The organism is Rhodococcus yananensis (genome assembly GCF_020515525.1).
GTDB lineage: Bacteria > Actinomycetota > Actinomycetes > Mycobacteriales > Mycobacteriaceae > Rhodococcus > Rhodococcus yananensis.
Genome location: NZ_JAIYEP010000060.1, coordinates 1 through 18,023, shown reverse-complemented (window position 1 = coordinate 18,023; position 18,023 = coordinate 1). Strand labels below are relative to the sequence as shown.

The window sequence follows — 18,023 nt, the reverse complement described above, 5'->3', positions numbered from 1 at the left end:
ATGACAATCGCGAAGGGCCGCGGAGACCTCGTTCTCATCCGTGGCCGTAAGGTGCTGCGCACTCCGCTGAACGTTCTCGACCGTGCCGGCGAGCAGATGTCCTTCTACGCCCGGGCCGTCGCGTGGGTGCCGCGGACCCTCACGCACTACCGCAAGGAAGTGCTCAGGCTCCTGGCCGAGGTCACCTTCGGCAGTGGAGCGCTCGCCGTGATCGGCGGGACCATCGGCGTCATCGCGATGATGGCCGGGTTCACCGGTGTCGTCGTCGGACTGCAGGGCTATGCCGCACTCGAACAACTCGGTTCGTCCGTGCTCACGGGCTTCCTCTCCGCCTACGTCAACACCCGTGAACTCGCCCCGATCGTCGCGGCGCTGGCCCTGTCGGCGACGGTGGGGTGCGGGTTCACCGCGCAACTCGGCGCGATGCGCATCAGTGAGGAGATCGACGCACTCGAAGTGATGGCGGTGCCGTCGGTGCCGTTCCTCGTCACTTCACGGATGATCGCCGGGTTCATCGCGGTCATCCCCCTCTACATCGTGGGTCTGCTCGCGGCGTACCTGATGACACGCGTGATCAGTACGACGTTCAACGGCCAGTCACCGGGTTCCTACGACCACTATTTCAATCTGTTCCTGCCACCGGAGGACGTTCTGTATTCGTTCGCGAAGGTGCTGGTCTTCGCGTTCGTGCTCATCCTCATCCACTGCTACTACGGATTCCACGCCAGCGGCGGACCCGCCGGCGTCGGTGTCGCGGTCGGTCGCGCGGTCCGCACCGCCATCGTAACCATCGCCGTCCTCGACTTCTTCCTCAGCCTGGCGATCTGGGGTACGACCACGACGGTGAGGGTGGCCGGATGAACGACACCACATCGGTTCTGCGGCGCCGCGTTCTCGGTGTCGTGTTCTTCCTAGTGCTCGCACTGTTCCTGTTCGTGACCATCGCGATGTACAACAAGGCCTTCAAGAAGGTCGTCGAGGTCGACCTGCTCACCGACAGCATCGGAAACGCGTTGCCCAGCAACGCCGACGTGAAGGTGCGCGGTGTGTTGGTGGGGGAGGTCCGGTCGACGAGTGCCGAAGGGGACCGGGTCACGTCGGTCCTCGCCATCGACCCGGACAAGGCCGAGCTGATCCCGGCGAACGCCACCGCGCGGCTGCTTCCGAAGACGCTGTTCGGTGAGCGCTACGTGTCGCTGGTGATTCCCGACGATCCGGGCCGACCCCTGGAAGCCGGTGACGTCCTGGTCCAGGACACCAGCGCCGAGACCGTCGAACTCGGCGAGGTCCTCGACGGGGTGCTGCCCCTGCTGCAGGCGATACCGCCGCAGGATCTCGCCAACACCCTCGGGGCGCTCGCACAGGGCCTCAGCGGCCGCGGCGAGACCCTCGGACGCACCGTCGAGGACCTCGAACGGATCTTCCGGGAGGTCGGCGCGGAACTACCGACCCTGCAAGAGGACCTGCGCGGCCTCGCGGACTTCGCCGACACCTACTCCGAGGCCGCACCGGCACTCGTGTCGGCGCTCGACAACCTGCGGGTCACCGGAAACACGATCGTCGAACAGCAGGACCAGATCCGGACGTTGCTCGCGAGCGCCACCGCGGGTGCCGCGTCGACCGCGGACCTGCTGCAGACGAACGCCGAGTCGCTCATCACCATCTCCGCGGATTCGAAGGAGGCGCTGCAGTTGCTCGCGCGCTACTCGCCGTCCTTCCCCTGCATGCTCCGGGGCTTCGCCGACGCGGCGCCCGCCGCGGCGGATGTGCTCGCCGTCGACGACCCGTTCCCCGGAGTGCGAGCGAACATCCAGTTCACCAACCCGAAGGGGCGGTATCTGCCGAACCAGGACGAGCCACGCATGCTCGACACCCGCGGCCCCGCCTGCTACGACGAGGTGACGGCGCCCGGACGCATGTTCCCGCAGTATCCCGGCGGTTCGATCAACGACGGCTCCTACCAGATTCCGTCACGTAACCCCGGGCCCGAGACGATCCCGTACTTCCCGGCACCCGAGGGTTCGGGTGTGCCCGATGACGTCTCGACGATCATCGGACTCACCGGACCCGACACCGCGACCACCGTGTCGTACGTCGGATCGCAACTCGAACAGGAGACGCTCGACGTCGTGTACGGCCAGGCCATGGGTATCGCACCCGGGGACGTCCCGTCCTGGACCACCCGGATCGGCGCGCCCGCGATCCGCGGTACGGAGGTGAGCTTCCGGTGAGAGGACTTGCAGCACCCCTGACCAAACTCGTCGTGTTCGCCGTCGTCACGGTCTTCGCGACAGGTCTGCTGGCCGCGACCATCGCGAGCCTCGGCGGCGGAGGCGGCACGAAGTACCACGCGGTGTTCTCCGACGTCACCTCGCTGAACGAAGGCGACGACATCCGCATCGCCGGTGTGCGTGTCGGGCAGGTCGAAGGCATCGAGATCGTCGACGACAGCCTGGCGCGGGTGACCTTCACTGTGTCCGACCGCGACTGGCTGCCGGCATCCACCACCGCGACCATCCGATTCCGCAATCTCGTCGGACAGCGGTACATCGCACTGGGGCAGGGCGAAGGTGATCAGGGCGCGAAACTGACGGGCGGAGAGACGATCCCGCTCGAACGGACCCGGCCCGCGGTCAACCTCACAACCCTGTTCGACGGGTTCCGCCCGCTGTTCCAGACGCTCAGCGCCGAGGACGTCAACAAGCTCTCGTACCAGATCATCCAGGTGTTCCAGGGCGAATCGGGCACGATCGACGACCTGGTGCGCAACACCGCGACGCTGACCAACACGATCGCCGACAAGGACCGCGTGATCGGTGCCGTCATCGACAATCTCAACACGGTGCTGGGCACGCTCGACGAGCGCGACGAGCAACTCGACAGCCTCCTGGTCAACACCCAGGCGCTCGTGAGCGGACTCGCCGCGGACCGCGGAACGGTCGGTTCCGCCGTGCAGTCCATGGCCGGACTCACCGACGCGGTCGCCGACGTTCTCGAACCGACACGACCGGCGGTCACCGAATCGATCACCGCGTTGAACACCCTGACGTCGACGCTCAACGCGAACAGTGACGAACTCGACCAGGTTCTCGGGACGTTCCCGGTCAAGCTCGAGAAGCTGGGGCGGGTCGCGAGCTACGGCTCGTGGTTCCAGTTCTATCTGTGCGGTATCGACATCGTCGCCGGCCCCGGTTCGGTTCCGTACCTCGAACTGCCGACGGGACTGCCCACCGTGAACCAGCCCATCTACACCAACGCGGCCAAGCGGTGCTCGCAGGAAGGGATGCAGGAGTTGCAGGAGGCGGGGGAACGATGAGCAGACGCCGCAGTCCGGCAGCCGCCGGTGCCCTGGGCATCGTCGTGATCCTGCTGGCCACCCTGTCCGCGTTCTTCCTCGACTCGCTGCCGATCATCGGCGCGGGCGCCACCTACAAGGCGGAATTCAGCGAGGCCGCGGGACTCAAGTCCACCAACGAGGTCCGCATCGCGGGCGTCAAGGTGGGGCAGGTCACGGCGGTCGAACTCGAGGGTGACCGTGTCGTCGTGTCCTTCCAGGTCAAGGACGCATGGGTGGGCGACAACACGTCCGCATCCATCCAGATCAAGACGATCCTCGGGCAGAAGTACCTCGCGCTCGACCCGAGCGGCGCGGACTCGCTCGACCCCGATGACCGGATCCCGCTCGAACGCACCGTGGCTCCCTACGACGTCATCGAGGCGTTCTCGTCGGCGGCGGACACCCTCGGCGACATCGACACCGAGCAACTCGCGTCGAGCTTCGAGACCCTCTCTCAGGCGTTCTCGGAGACACCGGACGACATCCGGGCGTCGCTCGACGGTGTCAGCCGGCTGTCGCAGACCGTCGCGAGCCGCGACGCGGAACTGAAGAAGCTGCTGGAGGCGACGGCGGGGGTGTCGCAGATCCTCGCCGATCGCAACACCGAGTTCACGAAACTGCTCTCCGACGGTGCGCTGCTCATCACCGAACTCAACACCCGGCAGCAGGCGATCTCGCAACTGCTGGACGGCACGAAACGGTTGTCGACGCAGTTGTCGGCGCTGGTCGTGGAGAACCAGGAACAGATCGGGCCCGCGCTCGAGAACCTGCGCGGGGTCGTGCAGATCCTGCAGGACAACAACGACAACATCGACAAGGCGATGGAGCTGTACGAGCCGTTCGTGCGGCTGTACGCGAACGTCGTGGGCAACGGTCGCTGGTTCGATCAGGTCATCGTCAATCTCACGCCGCCGGGCCTGCCGGAGATCCCCGGATACCGGGACCCTGCACGCACGCTCGAAGGGGGGAACTGATGGCACACACGGACGATCAGGCGACCGGCGGATCCGGACGCACCCGGATCATCGCGCTCGGCACTGCGATCGTGGTGGCCGTGGCAGCCGTCGCCGTCGGTGGATGGTGGCTGTTCACACGGGCCGGCACGACCGATATCACCGCCCATTTCGACAAGGCCGTCGGCATCTACGGTGGTTCCGATGTGCGTGTCCTCGGGGTGAAGGTCGGTACCGTCACCGGCGTCGAACCGGAAGGCGAGACCGTCCGGGTCACGATGCGCATCGATCGGGGAGTGGACATCCCGGCCGACGCGCACGCCGTCCAGATCACTCCGTCGGTGGTCGCGGACCGCTACGTCCAGCTCACCCCCGCATACACCGGGGGCGACACGATGTCCGACGGAGCGGTCATCGAGCGGGACCACACCGCGACGCCGGTGGAGGTCGACGAGCTGTACAAGAGCATCGACGATCTGTCCCGCGCCCTCGGGCCGGAAGGCGCGAACGCCGACGGGGCGCTCACCGAGTTCGTCCGCGTCGGTGCCGAGAACCTCGAGGGAAACGGCGCCGCGCTCGGCAACAGCATCCAGGATCTGTCGGCGGCCGCCCGCACCCTCAACGAATCCCGCGGAGATCTGTTCACGACCATCGACAACCTGAACGTGTTCGTCGGAGCGCTGGCCGCGAACGATCAGCAGGTCCGCGACTTCAACACCCAACTCGCCGAGCTCTCCGGTTTCCTCTCCGGCGAACGCGAGAATCTCGGTCAGGCACTCGAACTGCTCTCGCTCTCGCTCGGCGACGTCGCGACGTTCGTCCGCGACAACCAGGACGCGGTCAAGGACAACGTCGACGCACTGGTCCCGGTGACGCAGACTCTGGCAGCTCAGCGCGAATCGCTCGTGAACTCGTTGACGCTGCTGCCGCTCGCGGTGAGCAATCTCGTCAACTCGTACGACGCCGAGGCGGGCGCGTTGGCGTCGCGCCTCGTCCTGACCGACCTGCAGGATCCCGCGGGTGCGGTCTGCAAGCTCATCGATCTCGGCAATCTGGTGCCCGGGGATCCGGACTTCGATGCCCTCGGACGGCAGATGCAGCCGCTGATCGACCACTGCGCCGACATCATGGGGCAGGTCACGGCGGCGCAGAAGACACCCGACCTGATCCTGCCGTTCGGCATCCTCAGCGGCGACAACATCCAACGGCAGGTGGTTCCGGGGACCGTGCCCGGTGTCGTCTCACCTCGCCTCGGCAATGCCGGACAGTTCGGAACCGCAGGACAGGGGGAGGGCGAGTGAGGCGCGCCGGAGGAACAACCCGATCGGCGATCGGTGCCGGAGTGTGCGTCGTCGCGCTGTCGGTGTCGGGCTGCGGTGGACTGAGCTCGGTACCGCTGCCCGGTGGCGCGGACATCGGTGACGATCCGATCCACGTCAGCATCCGGTTCGACAACGTGCTGGATCTGGTCCCGCAATCGACGGTGAAGGTCGACGGTGTTCCGATGGGGCGGGTCGAGTCGATCGGGATCGCGCCGGACGACGCCTGGACCGCCGTCGTCGACGTGGTCGTGGATTCCGCCGCGGACCTGCCGGCCAATGCCTTCGCGGCGGTCGAACAGACCAGCATCCTGGGTGAGAAATTCGTCCAGCTCGGCCCGCCGACGAGCGAGGAGCCCACCGGTCGTCTGGCGGACGGTGACGTCATCCCGCTCGACCGGACACGGCATGCCACCGAGATCGAACCCGTGCTCGGTGCGTTGTCGCTGCTGCTCAACGGTGGTGGCATCGGCCAGCTCGCGCCCATCGTCGACGAGCTGTCGACGGCGTTCGACGGCAGGGAGGGCGTGACACGCAGCCTTCTCGAACAGGCGGACACCCTGATCTCGGGTCTCACAGAACAACGCGAGGACATCACTCGCGCACTCGACGGGCTCGATGCACTCTCGAGCCGCGTCGCCGCGCAGAACACGCGGATCGAGGAGATCCTCGATCAGTTGCCGGTCGCGACCGAGGTGCTCGAACAGCAACGCCCCGAGCTCACCCAGTTGCTGACGCAACTCGATCGGCTCGGGACCGCCGGCACCGACATCCTCGATCAGTCGAAGGACGATCTGATCGCCGACCTGCTCGCGTTGCGACCCACGCTGCAGCAACTGGCGGCAGCGGGCGACGACCTCGTGGAGGCGCTGCCGTTCATCCCGACGGTGCCGTTCCCGGACGGTGTCGAGAAGATCGCGCTCGGCGGATCGGTGAACCTGTTCCTGATCGTCGATCTCCAGATCGGCAACGCCCTGTCGGCGCTCGGGGTCGGCCAGGGCGACCCGGTCTACCGGCAACCGAGGTTCGGTTCGCCGCTGCCCGTCGTGGATCCGTCGAATCCGTACTACAACGGCAACGGTCCGGCGGTGGGCTGGCCGACCATCTCGCTGGTCCCGCCGCTACCGGCACCCACATTGACCGATGTCCTGCCCGACGGTGTGTCGCTGCCGGAAGTCGGCATCCCGGGGCTCGGTGCAGCCGTTTCCGTTCCGGACCCGTTGGAGGGGCTGATGGACCAGCTCGGTATCGGGGGTGGACGATGAGATCTCGGCTCGTGAAGGCGCAACTCGTGATCTTCCTGGTGATCGCACTGCTGGGGATCGTGTACGTCGGTGCACGGTACGTGCGCCTCGACAACCTGCTCGGGTTCGGGCAGTACACCGTCAATGCCCGATTCCCGGATTCCGGGGGAGTGTTCCGCAACGCGGAAGTCACGTATCGCGGTGTGCCGGTCGGTCGGGTCGGCGACCTTTCGCTGACGTCGGACGGGGTCGACGTCGAACTGCAACTCGACAACGGAGGCCCCCGGATCCCCGCGTCCGCGCGCGCGGTGGTCGCGAACAGGTCGGCGATCGGTGAACAGTACGTCGATCTGCAGCCCTCCACCGACGAAGGTCCGTATCTGACGGAGGGGTCGATCATCGAGTCGACCGCCGACGATCTCCCGGTGCCCGTCGAGGAACTGCTGTTGAGCACCGACACGCTGGCACGATCGGTGCCGGTGGACGACTTGCACACCGTCGTCACCGAACTCGGTGCCGCCTTCGACGGCCGCGGCGACGACCTTCAGGTCCTCGTCGACTCCCTCGCGGAGCTCAGTGCAGCGGGAGTCGAGTATCTGCCGCAGACCGTGGGCCTGATCCGCAGCAGTGAGACGGTGCTGACCACCCAGTCGGAACAGTCGTCGGCGATCGAGCAGTTCAGCACCGATCTCGATCTGGTCACCGCGCAGCTGCGCGACAGCGATCCCGATCTGCGTCGGTTGATCGTCACCGGGACAGAGGCGGGCGACCAACTGGCTCAGCTGGTGGCGCAGTCCGGTCCCGGTCTGACCACGAACCTGACGAACCTGGCGGCTCTGGGCCGCACCCTCGCGCCGCAGGCCGTCGCGCTACAGCCTCTGCTGGCGTTCCTGCCCGCGGTCGCGGCGAGCGCCGGGACGGTCGCGCCGGGGGACGGCACGGTCCATCAGGGAATCGTCCTCGAGACGAACAATCCGCCGTCGTGCACCATCGGCTACGAGGGCACCCACGCGATCATCGACGAGATGAAGGCACAGGATCCGAATTTCGACGACCATCAGCAGGACTTCCCGTTCAACACCGAGGCGTCGTGTGAGGTTCCCCAGGGCAGCGTCACGGGCGTACGCAGCGCGAACCGGATCGTGTTCGCCGATCCCGCGACGATCCAGCCGTGGGATTTCACCCCGAAGAAGGATCCCGACAGGCTCAATCTGAACCCGGCGGCGTCGCAGATCGCGCCGTTGCTCGGGGTCACCCCGAAGTGAGCAGTGAGTAGGTTGAATCAGTGAGTTCGGACAGCACACCCACGTCGATGCCGGATGAACCGGAGGGCTCGAGCGCCCCGGAGGGCCCGAGTGCAGCGGAGGGTTCGCCGACGAAGGATCCGTCGCGGTCGCAGGAGAGCCGAGCGGGCGGCGACGGTCCACGCAAGGTAGCGCTGGCGGCGGTGTGTGTCCTCGCGCTCGTCGCGCTCGTGACCGCCGGCTGGTTCGGTTACGGGTGGGGTCGGGTTCTGCTCGTCGAGCGACCGGAAGCGTCCGCCCGGGATGCGGCGTTGGTCGGCGCGAAGCAGGCCGCGATCAACCTCAACAGTATGGATGGGCAGGACATCGACGGGTCCATCAGTGCGATGCGGTCGTCGATCACCGGTGACGCGCTCGAGAACGATCTTGCGGCGAACGAACAGAGGATCCGTGACCAGGTGGCGGCCAGCAGCGTCGACCAGTCGGCGGAGGTCGTGACCGGGGCCGTCACCGAGCTCGATCGAGGCGAGGGCACAGCCGAGGTGATGGTCCTGCTGGACGTACACAGGCAGTACACGGCCGTCTACATCGACGAAAGGCGCGCCTTGAACGTCGCGATGCGCAAGGACGGCGACACCTGGAAGGCGACGACTGTCGAACAGGTCACCTCGACGACATTGCGCTTGGGTCGGGTCGACGAGCAGGGCCGACCGATCCCCCCCGGTCAGGATCAGGTGCCCGGGGGGGCCGAGGCCGCGCCCGAGAATCCCGCGCCCGAGAATCCCGCGCCCGAGAATCCCGCGCCCGAGAATCCCGTGCCCGACAACGGGGAGGTGCCGGCTCCGTGAACGTCAGGAACGGCGACCGGTCGACGCAGGGCCGAACGATGCAGGGACGAACGATGAAGGAGCAGGTGTGACGCCCCTGAGACGCCGCCCGACGGACCCGGCGGGAACCCCACGCCGCCGACACAAGATCGCCGGTGCGAATCGGCAGAGGCCGAAGCCGCCGCAGGGAACCCCCGAGCCGTCGTTGCCGGACCGGGACGACCCGCCGGTGGAACTCACGAAACCGGCGCCGACTGCCGAGCCGGAGTCCGCAACCCCCGTGTCGGGCACCTCCGACCCGGCGCCGGACGCACCGGAACAGGAGTCGGTGCGGCGGTACCCCTCCGGGGACGATCCGGCCCCGGAGTCGCCCGGCGTCACACCAGTCGACACCGACACCGACACCGACACCGACACGGACGCGGATGCGGGTGCAGACACCGGTGACGGGTCGCCGATCACGCGCCGGAGTTGGAAGCCCGTGGTGGCGGTGGGTGCCGCCACCGTGGTCGTCGGCGCGTTCGCGGTGGTCGCGGCGCTGCAACCGGGTGCCCCCACGAACCACGCCGTCATCGATCGGACGGCCACCGCCCAGGTCACGAAGGCCGCGGCCGATGCGATCGCCACGTTGCACAGCTACGACTACCGGACGGTCGACGAGGATTTCGACCGTATGAGAGGGGTACTCGCCGAAGAACTGATCCCGGAGTTCGACGAGTCGGCCGAGGTCACCAAGCAGGCGGTGTTGCAGACACACACCTCCACCGAAACGACCATCACGCAGGCCGGTGCCTTGATGCTCGACGATGAGCACGCGGAGGTCTTGACATACATCAATGTCAGTGCGTCCGGGGACAACGTGGCGCTTGGCAGCGCTGCGGCACCGATCATCGCGCGGATGGAGAAGGTCGACGGCCGGTGGCTGGTCTCCGAGGTTCGGGACCGGTGATCCACCATCCGCCGATGGGAGCGGAGTGACGGCTGTGGTGCGCAGGGTCGGGGCCGAACGGTCCGGTACGGGGCCTTGACGTGGGACGCCGGAGCGGTCACTCTATCGGTACGCCTGCGCGACCCGGTGGATTCGAGGGTCGTCGCCAGGTTTGCTTGAGGCACCCCAGTGGACATCCCTGCTCTCATCATGTAAGTTAGGTCTTTGCGCTGGCTGCCTCCTGTCCATCCTTCGATCGTCGAGCTGTGAAACCGCCCTTCCGGGCGTGATCCGCGGACTCTTCGGCGGGGTTCTCGTTCGGGTTGTGACCAGCCAAACGCCCCACATGAAGAAGCAGGTACAGCGGCGGTCGCACCGGTCGGAGCGGCCCGCGTGAGGTGCTGGAAGGACGCATCTTGGCAGTCTCTAGCCAGACCAAGGCAGTTGCCGGAATCCCCGGAGCCCCCCGAAGGGTGTCGTTCGCGAAGATCCGCGAGCCCCTCGAAGTTCCCGGGCTCCTCGATCTACAGACAGATTCCTTCGAATGGCTGATCGGCTCCGAGCGCTGGCGCGCGAAGGCTGCCGACCGTGGCGACAGCAATGCCGTCGGCGGTCTCGAGGAGATCCTCGCCGAGCTCTCGCCGATCGAGGACTTCTCGGGTTCGATGTCCCTGTCCTTCTCCGATCCGCGCTTCGACGAGGTCAAGGCCTCCGTCGAGGACTGCAAGGAAAAGGACATGACGTACGCGGCGCCGCTGTTCGTCACTGCCGAGTTCATCAACAACAACACCGGTGAGATCAAGAGCCAGACGGTCTTCATGGGTGATTTCCCGATGATGACCGACAAGGGCACCTTCATCATCAACGGCACCGAGCGTGTCGTGGTCTCGCAGCTCGTGCGGTCGCCCGGTGTCTACTTCGACAGGTCTGTCGACAAGAGCACCGAGAAGGACCTGCACAGCGTCAAGGTCATCCCGGGCCGTGGCGCCTGGCTCGAGTTCGACGTCGACAAGCGCGACACCGTCGGTGTGCGTATCGACCGCAAGCGTCGCCAGCCGGTCACCGTCCTGCTCAAGGCGCTGGGTTGGAGCACCGAGCAGATCGTGGAGCGCTTCGGCTTCTCCGAGATCATGATGTCCACCCTCGAGAAGGACAACACGGCCGGCACCGACGAGGCGCTGCTCGACATCTACCGCAAGTTGCGTCCGGGTGAGCCGCCGACCAAGGAGAGCGCGCAGACGCTCCTCGAGAACCTCTTCTTCAAGGACAAGCGTTACGATCTCGCGCGCGTCGGGCGTTACAAGATCAACAAGAAGCTGGGCCTGAACACCGGCCAGCCGATCGAGGCGTCGACCCTCACCGAGGACGACATCGTCACCACCATCGAGTACCTGGTGCGTCTGCACGCGGGCGAGAACCGGATGACCGCCCCCGGCGGCGTCGAGGTTCCCGTCGAGGTCGACGACATCGATCACTTCGGCAACCGTCGCCTGCGCACGGTCGGCGAGCTCATCCAGAACCAGATCCGGGTGGGCCTGTCCCGCATGGAGCGTGTGGTTCGTGAGCGCATGACCACGCAGGACGTCGAGGCGATCACGCCCCAGACGCTGATCAACATCCGTCCGGTCGTCGCTGCGATCAAGGAGTTCTTCGGAACCTCCCAGCTGTCGCAGTTCATGGACCAGAACAACCCGCTGTCGGGCCTGACGCACAAGCGTCGCCTCTCGGCGCTCGGCCCCGGTGGTCTGTCGCGCGAGCGTGCCGGCCTCGAGGTCCGAGACGTCCACCCGTCGCACTACGGTCGTATGTGCCCGATCGAGACCCCGGAAGGCCCGAACATCGGCCTGATCGGGTCGCTCTCGGTGTACGCGCGGGTCAACCCGTTCGGCTTCATCGAGACGCCCTACCGCAAGGTCGTCGACGGCAAGGTCACCGACCAGGTCGAGTACCTCACCGCCGATGAGGAGGATCGCTACCTCATCGCGCAGGCCAACTCGCCGATCGACTCGGAGGGTCGCTTCGCCGAGAGCCGCGTCCTCGTCCGCAAGAAGGGCGCGGAGATCGAGTACGTGCCCGCCGACGGCGTCGAGTACATGGACGTGTCGCCGCGCCAGATGGTGTCGGTCGCGACCGCGATGATCCCGTTCCTCGAACACGACGACGCCAACCGTGCCCTCATGGGCGCGAACATGCAGCGTCAGGCCGTGCCGCTGGTGCGCAGCGAGTCGCCGATCGTCGGTACGGGCATGGAGTTGCGTGCCGCGGTGGACGCCGGCGACGTCATCGTCACCGAGAAGTCCGGCGTGGTCGAGGAGGTCTCCGCCGACTTCATCACCGTGATGGCCGACGACGGCAGCCGCAAGACGTACCGTCTGCGCAAGTTCGATCGTTCGAATCAGGGCACCTGCAGCAACCAGCGCCCGATCGTGGACGAGAACGACCGCGTCGAGGCCGGTCAGGTCCTCGCCGACGGCCCCTGCACCGAGAACGGTGAGATGGCGCTCGGCAAGAACCTGCTCGTGGCGATCATGCCGTGGGAAGGCCACAACTACGAGGACGCGATCATCCTGTCGCAGCGCCTCGTGGAGGAGGACGTGCTCACCTCGATCCACATCGAGGAGCACGAGATCGACGCCCGCGACACCAAGCTCGGTGCCGAGGAGATCACCCGCGACATCCCGAACGTCTCCGACGAGGTCCTCGCCGACCTCGACGAGCGCGGCATCGTCCGCATCGGTGCGGAGGTCCGCGACGGCGACATCCTCGTCGGCAAGGTCACCCCGAAGGGCGAGACCGAGCTGACCCCCGAGGAGCGTCTGCTCCGCGCGATCTTCGGTGAGAAGGCGCGCGAGGTCCGCGACACCTCGCTGAAGGTGCCGCACGGTGAGACCGGCAAGGTCATCGGTGTCCGCGTGTTCTCGCGCGAGGACGACGACGATCTGCCCCCGGGCGTCAACGAGCTCGTCCGCGTGTACGTGGCACAGAAGCGCAAGATCCAGGACGGCGACAAGCTCGCCGGCCGCCACGGCAACAAGGGCGTCATCGGCAAGATCCTCCCGCAGGAGGACATGCCGTTCCTGCCCGACGGCACCCCGGTCGACATCATCCTCAACACGCACGGTGTTCCGCGTCGTATGAACATCGGCCAGATCCTCGAGACCCACCTCGGCTGGATCGGCAAGGCCGGCTGGAACGTGCAGATCGCCGAGGACGGCTCGCGTCCCGAGTGGGCGCAGAACCTGCCCGACGAGATGCTCGGCGCCGAGGCCGACAGCAACATCGCGACACCCGTCTTCGACGGTGCCCGCGAGGAGGAACTCACGGGTCTGCTGTCGTCGACGCTCCCCAACCGTGACGGCGAGACCATGGTCGGTCCCGACGGCAAGGCGACGCTGTTCGACGGCCGTTCCGGTGAGCCGTTCCCGTACCCGGTCGCGGTCGGCTACATGTACATCATCAAGCTGCACCACCTGGTCGACGACAAGATCCACGCGCGTTCGACCGGTCCGTACTCGATGATCACGCAGCAGCCGCTCGGCGGTAAGGCCCAGTTCGGTGGCCAGCGCTTCGGTGAGATGGAGTGCTGGGCCATGCAGGCCTACGGTGCGGCGTACACGCTGCAGGAACTCCTCACCATCAAGTCGGACGACGTGGTCGGCCGTGTGAAGGTGTACGAGGCGATCGTCAAGGGCGAGAACATCCCCGAGCCGGGTATCCCGGAGTCGTTCAAGGTTCTCCTCAAGGAACTCCAGTCGCTCTGCCTGAACGTGGAGGTGCTCTCCAGCGACGGCGCGGCCATCGCGATGGCCGACGGCGACGACGAGGATCTCGAGCGGGCGGCGGCCAACCTGGGCATCAACCTTTCCCGCAACGAGTCGGCCACGGTCGACGACCTCGCGAACTAGGAAGCCGACCCCGAGGGAGGCGCGTATGGACGACGGACACGGGTCCGCGCCACGCGCCTCCCCGGGGGCCCGGCAGCGATAGCGACAACCAGCAGCAACACAACCCGCACAGGGGAAAGGAAGTTACGTGCTCGACGTCAACTTCTTCGATGAACTCCGCATCGGCCTGGCCACCGCCGAGGACATTCGTAACTGGTCGTACGGCGAGGTCAAGAAGCCGGAGACCATCAACTACCGCACGCTCAAGCCGGAGAAGGACGGGCTCTTCTGCGAGAAGATCTTCGGTCCCACCCGCGACTGGGAATGCTACTGCGGTAAGTACAAGCGCGTCCGCTTCAAGGGCATCATCTGCGAGCGCTGCGGCGTCGAGGTGACCCGCGCGAAGGTGCGCCGCGAGCGTATGGGCCACATCGAACTGGCCGCGCCCGTCACTCACATCTGGTACTTCAAGGGTGTGCCGAGCCGGCTCGGCTACCTGCTCGATCTCGCGCCGAAGGATCTCGAGAAGATCATCTACTTCGCCGCGTACGTGATCACCTCCGTCGACGACGAACTGCGCCACAACGAGCTCTCCACGCTCGAGGCGGAGATGGAGGTCGAGAAGAAGGGTGTCGCCGATCAGCGCGACGCCGACCTCGAAGCCCGCGCCCAGAAGCTCGAGGCCGATCTGGCCGAGCTCGAGGCCGAGGGCGCCAAGTCCGACGTCCGCCGCAAGGTCAAGGACGGCGGCGAGCGTGAGATGCGGCAGCTCCGCGACCGCGCGCAGCGTGAGCTCGACCGTCTCGACGAGATCTGGACGACCTTCACGAAGCTCGCCCCGAAGCAGCTCATCGTCGACGAACTCATCTACCGGGAGCTGCAGGACCGCTACGGCGAGTACTTCACCGGTGCCATGGGTGCCGAGGCGATCCAGAAGCTCATCGAGACCTTCGACATCGACGCCGAGGCCGAGTTGCTGCGCGAGGTCATCCGCAGCGGCAAGGGACAGAAGAAGCTGCGTGCGCTCAAGCGACTCAAGGTCGTCGCGGCGTTCCAGCAGTCCGGCAACTCGCCGATGGGCATGGTCCTCGACGCGGTGCCGGTGATCCCGCCGGAACTGCGGCCGATGGTGCAGCTCGACGGTGGCCGCTTCGCGACCTCCGATCTCAACGATCTGTACCGCCGCGTCATCAACCGCAACAACCGCCTCAAGCGACTGATCGATCTCGGTGCGCCCGAGATCATCGTCAACAACGAGAAGCGGATGCTGCAGGAATCCGTCGACGCGCTGTTCGACAACGGCCGTCGCGGACGTCCGGTGACCGGTCCGGGCAACCGCCCGCTCAAGTCGCTGTCGGATCTGCTCAAGGGCAAGCAGGGTCGTTTCCGTCAGAACCTGCTCGGTAAGCGTGTCGACTACTCGGGCCGTTCGGTCATCGTCGTCGGCCCCCAGCTGAAGCTGCACCAGTGCGGTCTGCCGAAGCTCATGGCGCTCGAGCTGTTCAAGCCGTTCGTCATGAAGCGGCTCGTCGACCTGAACCACGCGCAGAACATCAAGTCCGCGAAGCGCATGGTCGAGCGTCAGCGTCCGCAGGTGTGGGACGTTCTCGAAGAGGTCATCAACGAGCACCCGGTTCTGCTGAACCGTGCTCCCACGCTGCACCGCCTGGGTATCCAGGCGTTCGAGCCGCAGCTCGTCGAGGGCAAGGCCATCCAGCTGCACCCGCTCGTGTGTGAGGCCTTCAACGCCGACTTCGACGGTGACCAGATGGCCGTGCACCTGCCGCTGTCCGCGGAGGCGCAGGCCGAGGCCCGCATCCTGATGCTGTCGTCGAACAACATCCTCTCGCCGGCATCGGGTCGTCCGCTCGCCATGCCGCGTCTGGACATGGTCACGGGTCTGTTCCATCTGACCCGTCTCGTCGAGGACGCCGTCGGTGCCTACGCACCGGCGTCCGGTGACACCCCCGAGCAGGGTGTGTACTCGTCGCCGGCCGAGGCGATCATGGCCGTCGACCGGGGCGTGCTGTCGGTGCAGGCACCGATCAAGGTGCGTCTGACACAGCAGCGTCCCCCGCGCGACGTCGAGGACGAGCTCTTCCCCGAGGGCTGGAAGTTCGGTGAGGCGTGGACGGCGCACACCACGTTGGGTCGTGTGCTCTTCAACGAGCTGCTGCCGGTCAACTACGGCTTCGTCAACGACATCATGCCGAAGAAGCGTCAGGCCGCGATCATCAACGATCTCGCCGAGCGCTACCCGATGATCGTCGTCGCGCAGACCGTCGACAAGCTCAAGGATGCCGGTTTCTACTGGGCCACCCGGTCCGGTGTGACCGTCTCGATGGCGGACGTGCTCGTTCCGCCGGAGAAGAAGGACATCCTCGAGCGGTACGAGACGCAGGCCGACGCCATCCAGCGTCAGTACGATCGCGGCAAGCTGTCCGAGGACGAGCGGCGTGACTCGCTGGTCAAGCTGTGGCAGGAGGCGACCGAAGAGGTCGGTCAGGCCATGGAGGCCCACTACCCCGACGACAACCCGATCCCCACGATCGTCAAGTCGGGTGCCGCGGGCAACATGACCCAGATCCGGTCGCTCGCCGGCATGAAGGGCCTGGTGACGAACCCGAAGGGTGAGTTCATTCCGCGCCCGATCAAGTCGTCGTTCCGCGAGGGCCTGACCGTCGCCGAGTACTTCATCAACACGCACGGTGCCCGTAAGGGTCTGGCCGACACCGCGCTGCGTACCGCCGACTCGGGTTACCTGACCCGTCGTCTGGTGGACGTGTCGCAGGACGTCATCGTCCGCGAGGTCGACTGCGGTACCCCGCGCGGCATCGAGATGACCATCGCCGAGCCCGAGCGCGACGGGACGGGCGCCGAGACGGGCCGGCTGGTCCGCGACGCCCACATCGAGACCAGCACCTATGCGCGCACGCTGGCCACCGACGCGGTCGACGCGAACGGCACCGTGATCGTCGAGCGCGGCTCGGACCTGGGCGATCCTGCGATCGAGGCGCTTCTCGAGGCCGGGATCCAGAAGGTCAAGGTCCGCTCGGTCCTCACGTGCGACACCGGCACCGGCGTCTGCGCGACCTGCTACGGACGTTCGATGGCGACGGGCAAGCTCGTCGACATCGGCGAGGCCGTCGGTATCGTCGCCGCGCAGTCGATCGGTGAGCCCGGTACGCAGCTGACGATGCGTACGTTCCACCAGGGTGGTGTCGGTGAGGACATCACCGGCGGTCTGCCCCGAGTCCAGGAGCTGTTCGAGGCCCGCGTGCCGAAGGGCAAGGCTCCGATCGCGGACGTGTCCGGCCGTATCCGCCTCGAGGACGACGATCGTTTCTACAAGATCACCATCGTTCCGGACGACGGCGGCGAGGAGGTCGTGTACGACAAGCTGTCCAAGCGTCAGCGTCTGCACGTCATCCGCAAGGGCGACGGCACCGAGGGTGTGCTCGCCGACGGTGACCACGTCGAGGTGGGTCAGCAGCTCCTCGAGGGCGCTGCCGATCCGCACGAGGTGCTGCGCGTGATGGGCCCCCGTCAGGTGCAGATCCACCTCGTCCACGAGGTCCAGGAGGTGTACCGGAGCCAGGGTGTGTCGATCCACGACAAGCACATCGAGACGATCGTCCGTCAGATGCTGCGTCGCGTGACGATCATCGATTCCGGTGCCACCGAGTTCCTGCCCGGTTCGCTCGTCGAGCGCAGCGAGTTCGAGGCTGCGAACCGTCGGGTGGTCCAGGAGGGTGGCGAGCCGGCCGCCGGCCGTCCGGTCCTCATGGGTATCACGAAGGCCTCGCTGGCGACCGATTCGTGGTTGTCCGCGGCGTCCTTCCAGGAGACCACTCGCGTGCTGACCGACGCGGCGATCAACTGCCGCTCGGACAAGCTGATCGGTCTCAAGGAGAACGTGATCATCGGCAAGCTGATCCCGGCGGGCACCGGCATCAACCAGTACCGGAACATTCAGGTCCAGCCGACCGAGGAGGCCCGTGCGGCCGCGTACGCCATCCCGGCGTACGACGACCAGTACTACTCACCGGACGGCTTCGGCCAGAACACCGGTGCTGCGGTGCCGCTGGACGACTACGGGTATTCCAACGACTACCGGTAGGTTGCCGCGTCAGCGACGCCTGCCGTAGACGCCACGGCCCCGCCCCCTGGTCGCCGATCTCGAGCGTCGCTTCGGGCCGGCGGGGGTGGTGGAACTGACCTACCAGATCGGGCTCGAGAACATGCGTGCCCGGATGAACTCGGCGCTCGGCATCCACGACCAGGGCT

At 66.5% G+C, this 18,023-nt stretch carries 11 protein-coding genes and 1 pseudogene; all 12 read left to right on the top strand.

All coding sequences use genetic code 11. The features are described 5' to 3' along the window. Entirely contained in the window at positions 1-861 is an 861-nt protein-coding gene (locus LDQ05_RS14605) for an MlaE family ABC transporter permease (protein ID WP_226437683.1), read from the top strand. Continuing rightward, on the top strand, positions 858-2,231 hold the full coding sequence (locus LDQ05_RS14600; protein ID WP_226437682.1) for an MCE family protein: 1,374 nt from the start codon (positions 858-860) through the stop codon (positions 2,229-2,231). The genes LDQ05_RS14605 and LDQ05_RS14600 overlap by 4 nt, the downstream gene beginning before the upstream one ends. Beyond that, positions 2,228-3,316: an MCE family protein gene (locus LDQ05_RS14595; RefSeq protein ID WP_226437681.1), complete on the top strand. Its 1,089-nt coding sequence runs from the start codon at positions 2,228-2,230 to the stop codon at positions 3,314-3,316. The genes LDQ05_RS14600 and LDQ05_RS14595 overlap by 4 nt, the downstream gene beginning before the upstream one ends. Next, positions 3,313-4,311: an MCE family protein gene (locus LDQ05_RS14590; RefSeq protein WP_226437680.1), complete on the top strand. Its 999-nt coding sequence runs from the start codon at positions 3,313-3,315 to the stop codon at positions 4,309-4,311. The genes LDQ05_RS14595 and LDQ05_RS14590 overlap by 4 nt, the downstream gene beginning before the upstream one ends. Then, positions 4,311-5,591 (top strand): MCE family protein, encoded by a 1,281-nt coding sequence (locus tag LDQ05_RS14585; RefSeq protein ID WP_226437679.1) that lies wholly within the window; start codon positions 4,311-4,313, stop codon positions 5,589-5,591. The genes LDQ05_RS14590 and LDQ05_RS14585 overlap by 1 nt, the downstream gene beginning before the upstream one ends. Next, positions 5,588-6,874, top strand: coding sequence for an MCE family protein (locus LDQ05_RS14580; RefSeq protein WP_226437678.1), 1,287 nt, complete (start codon positions 5,588-5,590; stop codon positions 6,872-6,874). The genes LDQ05_RS14585 and LDQ05_RS14580 overlap by 4 nt, the downstream gene beginning before the upstream one ends. After that, positions 6,871-8,118 carry an MCE family protein gene (locus tag LDQ05_RS14575; RefSeq protein ID WP_226437677.1) on the top strand — a complete coding sequence of 416 codons (1,248 nt, stop codon included), beginning with the start codon at positions 6,871-6,873 and terminating at the stop codon, positions 8,116-8,118. The genes LDQ05_RS14580 and LDQ05_RS14575 overlap by 4 nt, the downstream gene beginning before the upstream one ends. A gap of 20 nt (positions 8,119-8,138) precedes the next feature. Next, the gene (locus LDQ05_RS14570) at positions 8,139-8,945 is read left to right on the top strand and encodes a hypothetical protein (protein WP_226437676.1); all 807 of its coding nucleotides are present in this window, start codon (positions 8,139-8,141) and stop codon (positions 8,943-8,945) included. A gap of 67 nt (positions 8,946-9,012) precedes the next feature. Further along, on the top strand, positions 9,013-9,873 hold the full coding sequence (locus LDQ05_RS14565) for a hypothetical protein (protein WP_226437675.1): 861 nt from the start codon (positions 9,013-9,015) through the stop codon (positions 9,871-9,873). A gap of 377 nt (positions 9,874-10,250) precedes the next feature. Then, positions 10,251-13,757, top strand: coding sequence for a DNA-directed RNA polymerase subunit beta (gene rpoB, locus LDQ05_RS14560; RefSeq protein WP_226437674.1), 3,507 nt, complete (start codon positions 10,251-10,253; stop codon positions 13,755-13,757). Between the two features lie 127 nt (positions 13,758-13,884). Further along, positions 13,885-17,856, top strand: a complete 3,972-nt coding sequence (locus tag LDQ05_RS14555; RefSeq protein ID WP_226437673.1) for a DNA-directed RNA polymerase subunit beta' — start codon at positions 13,885-13,887, stop codon at positions 17,854-17,856. Positions 17,857-17,905: 49 nt separating this feature from the next. Beyond that, a pseudogene (locus LDQ05_RS14550) lies at positions 17,906-18,023 on the top strand (carboxymuconolactone decarboxylase family protein); the annotation flags it as partial.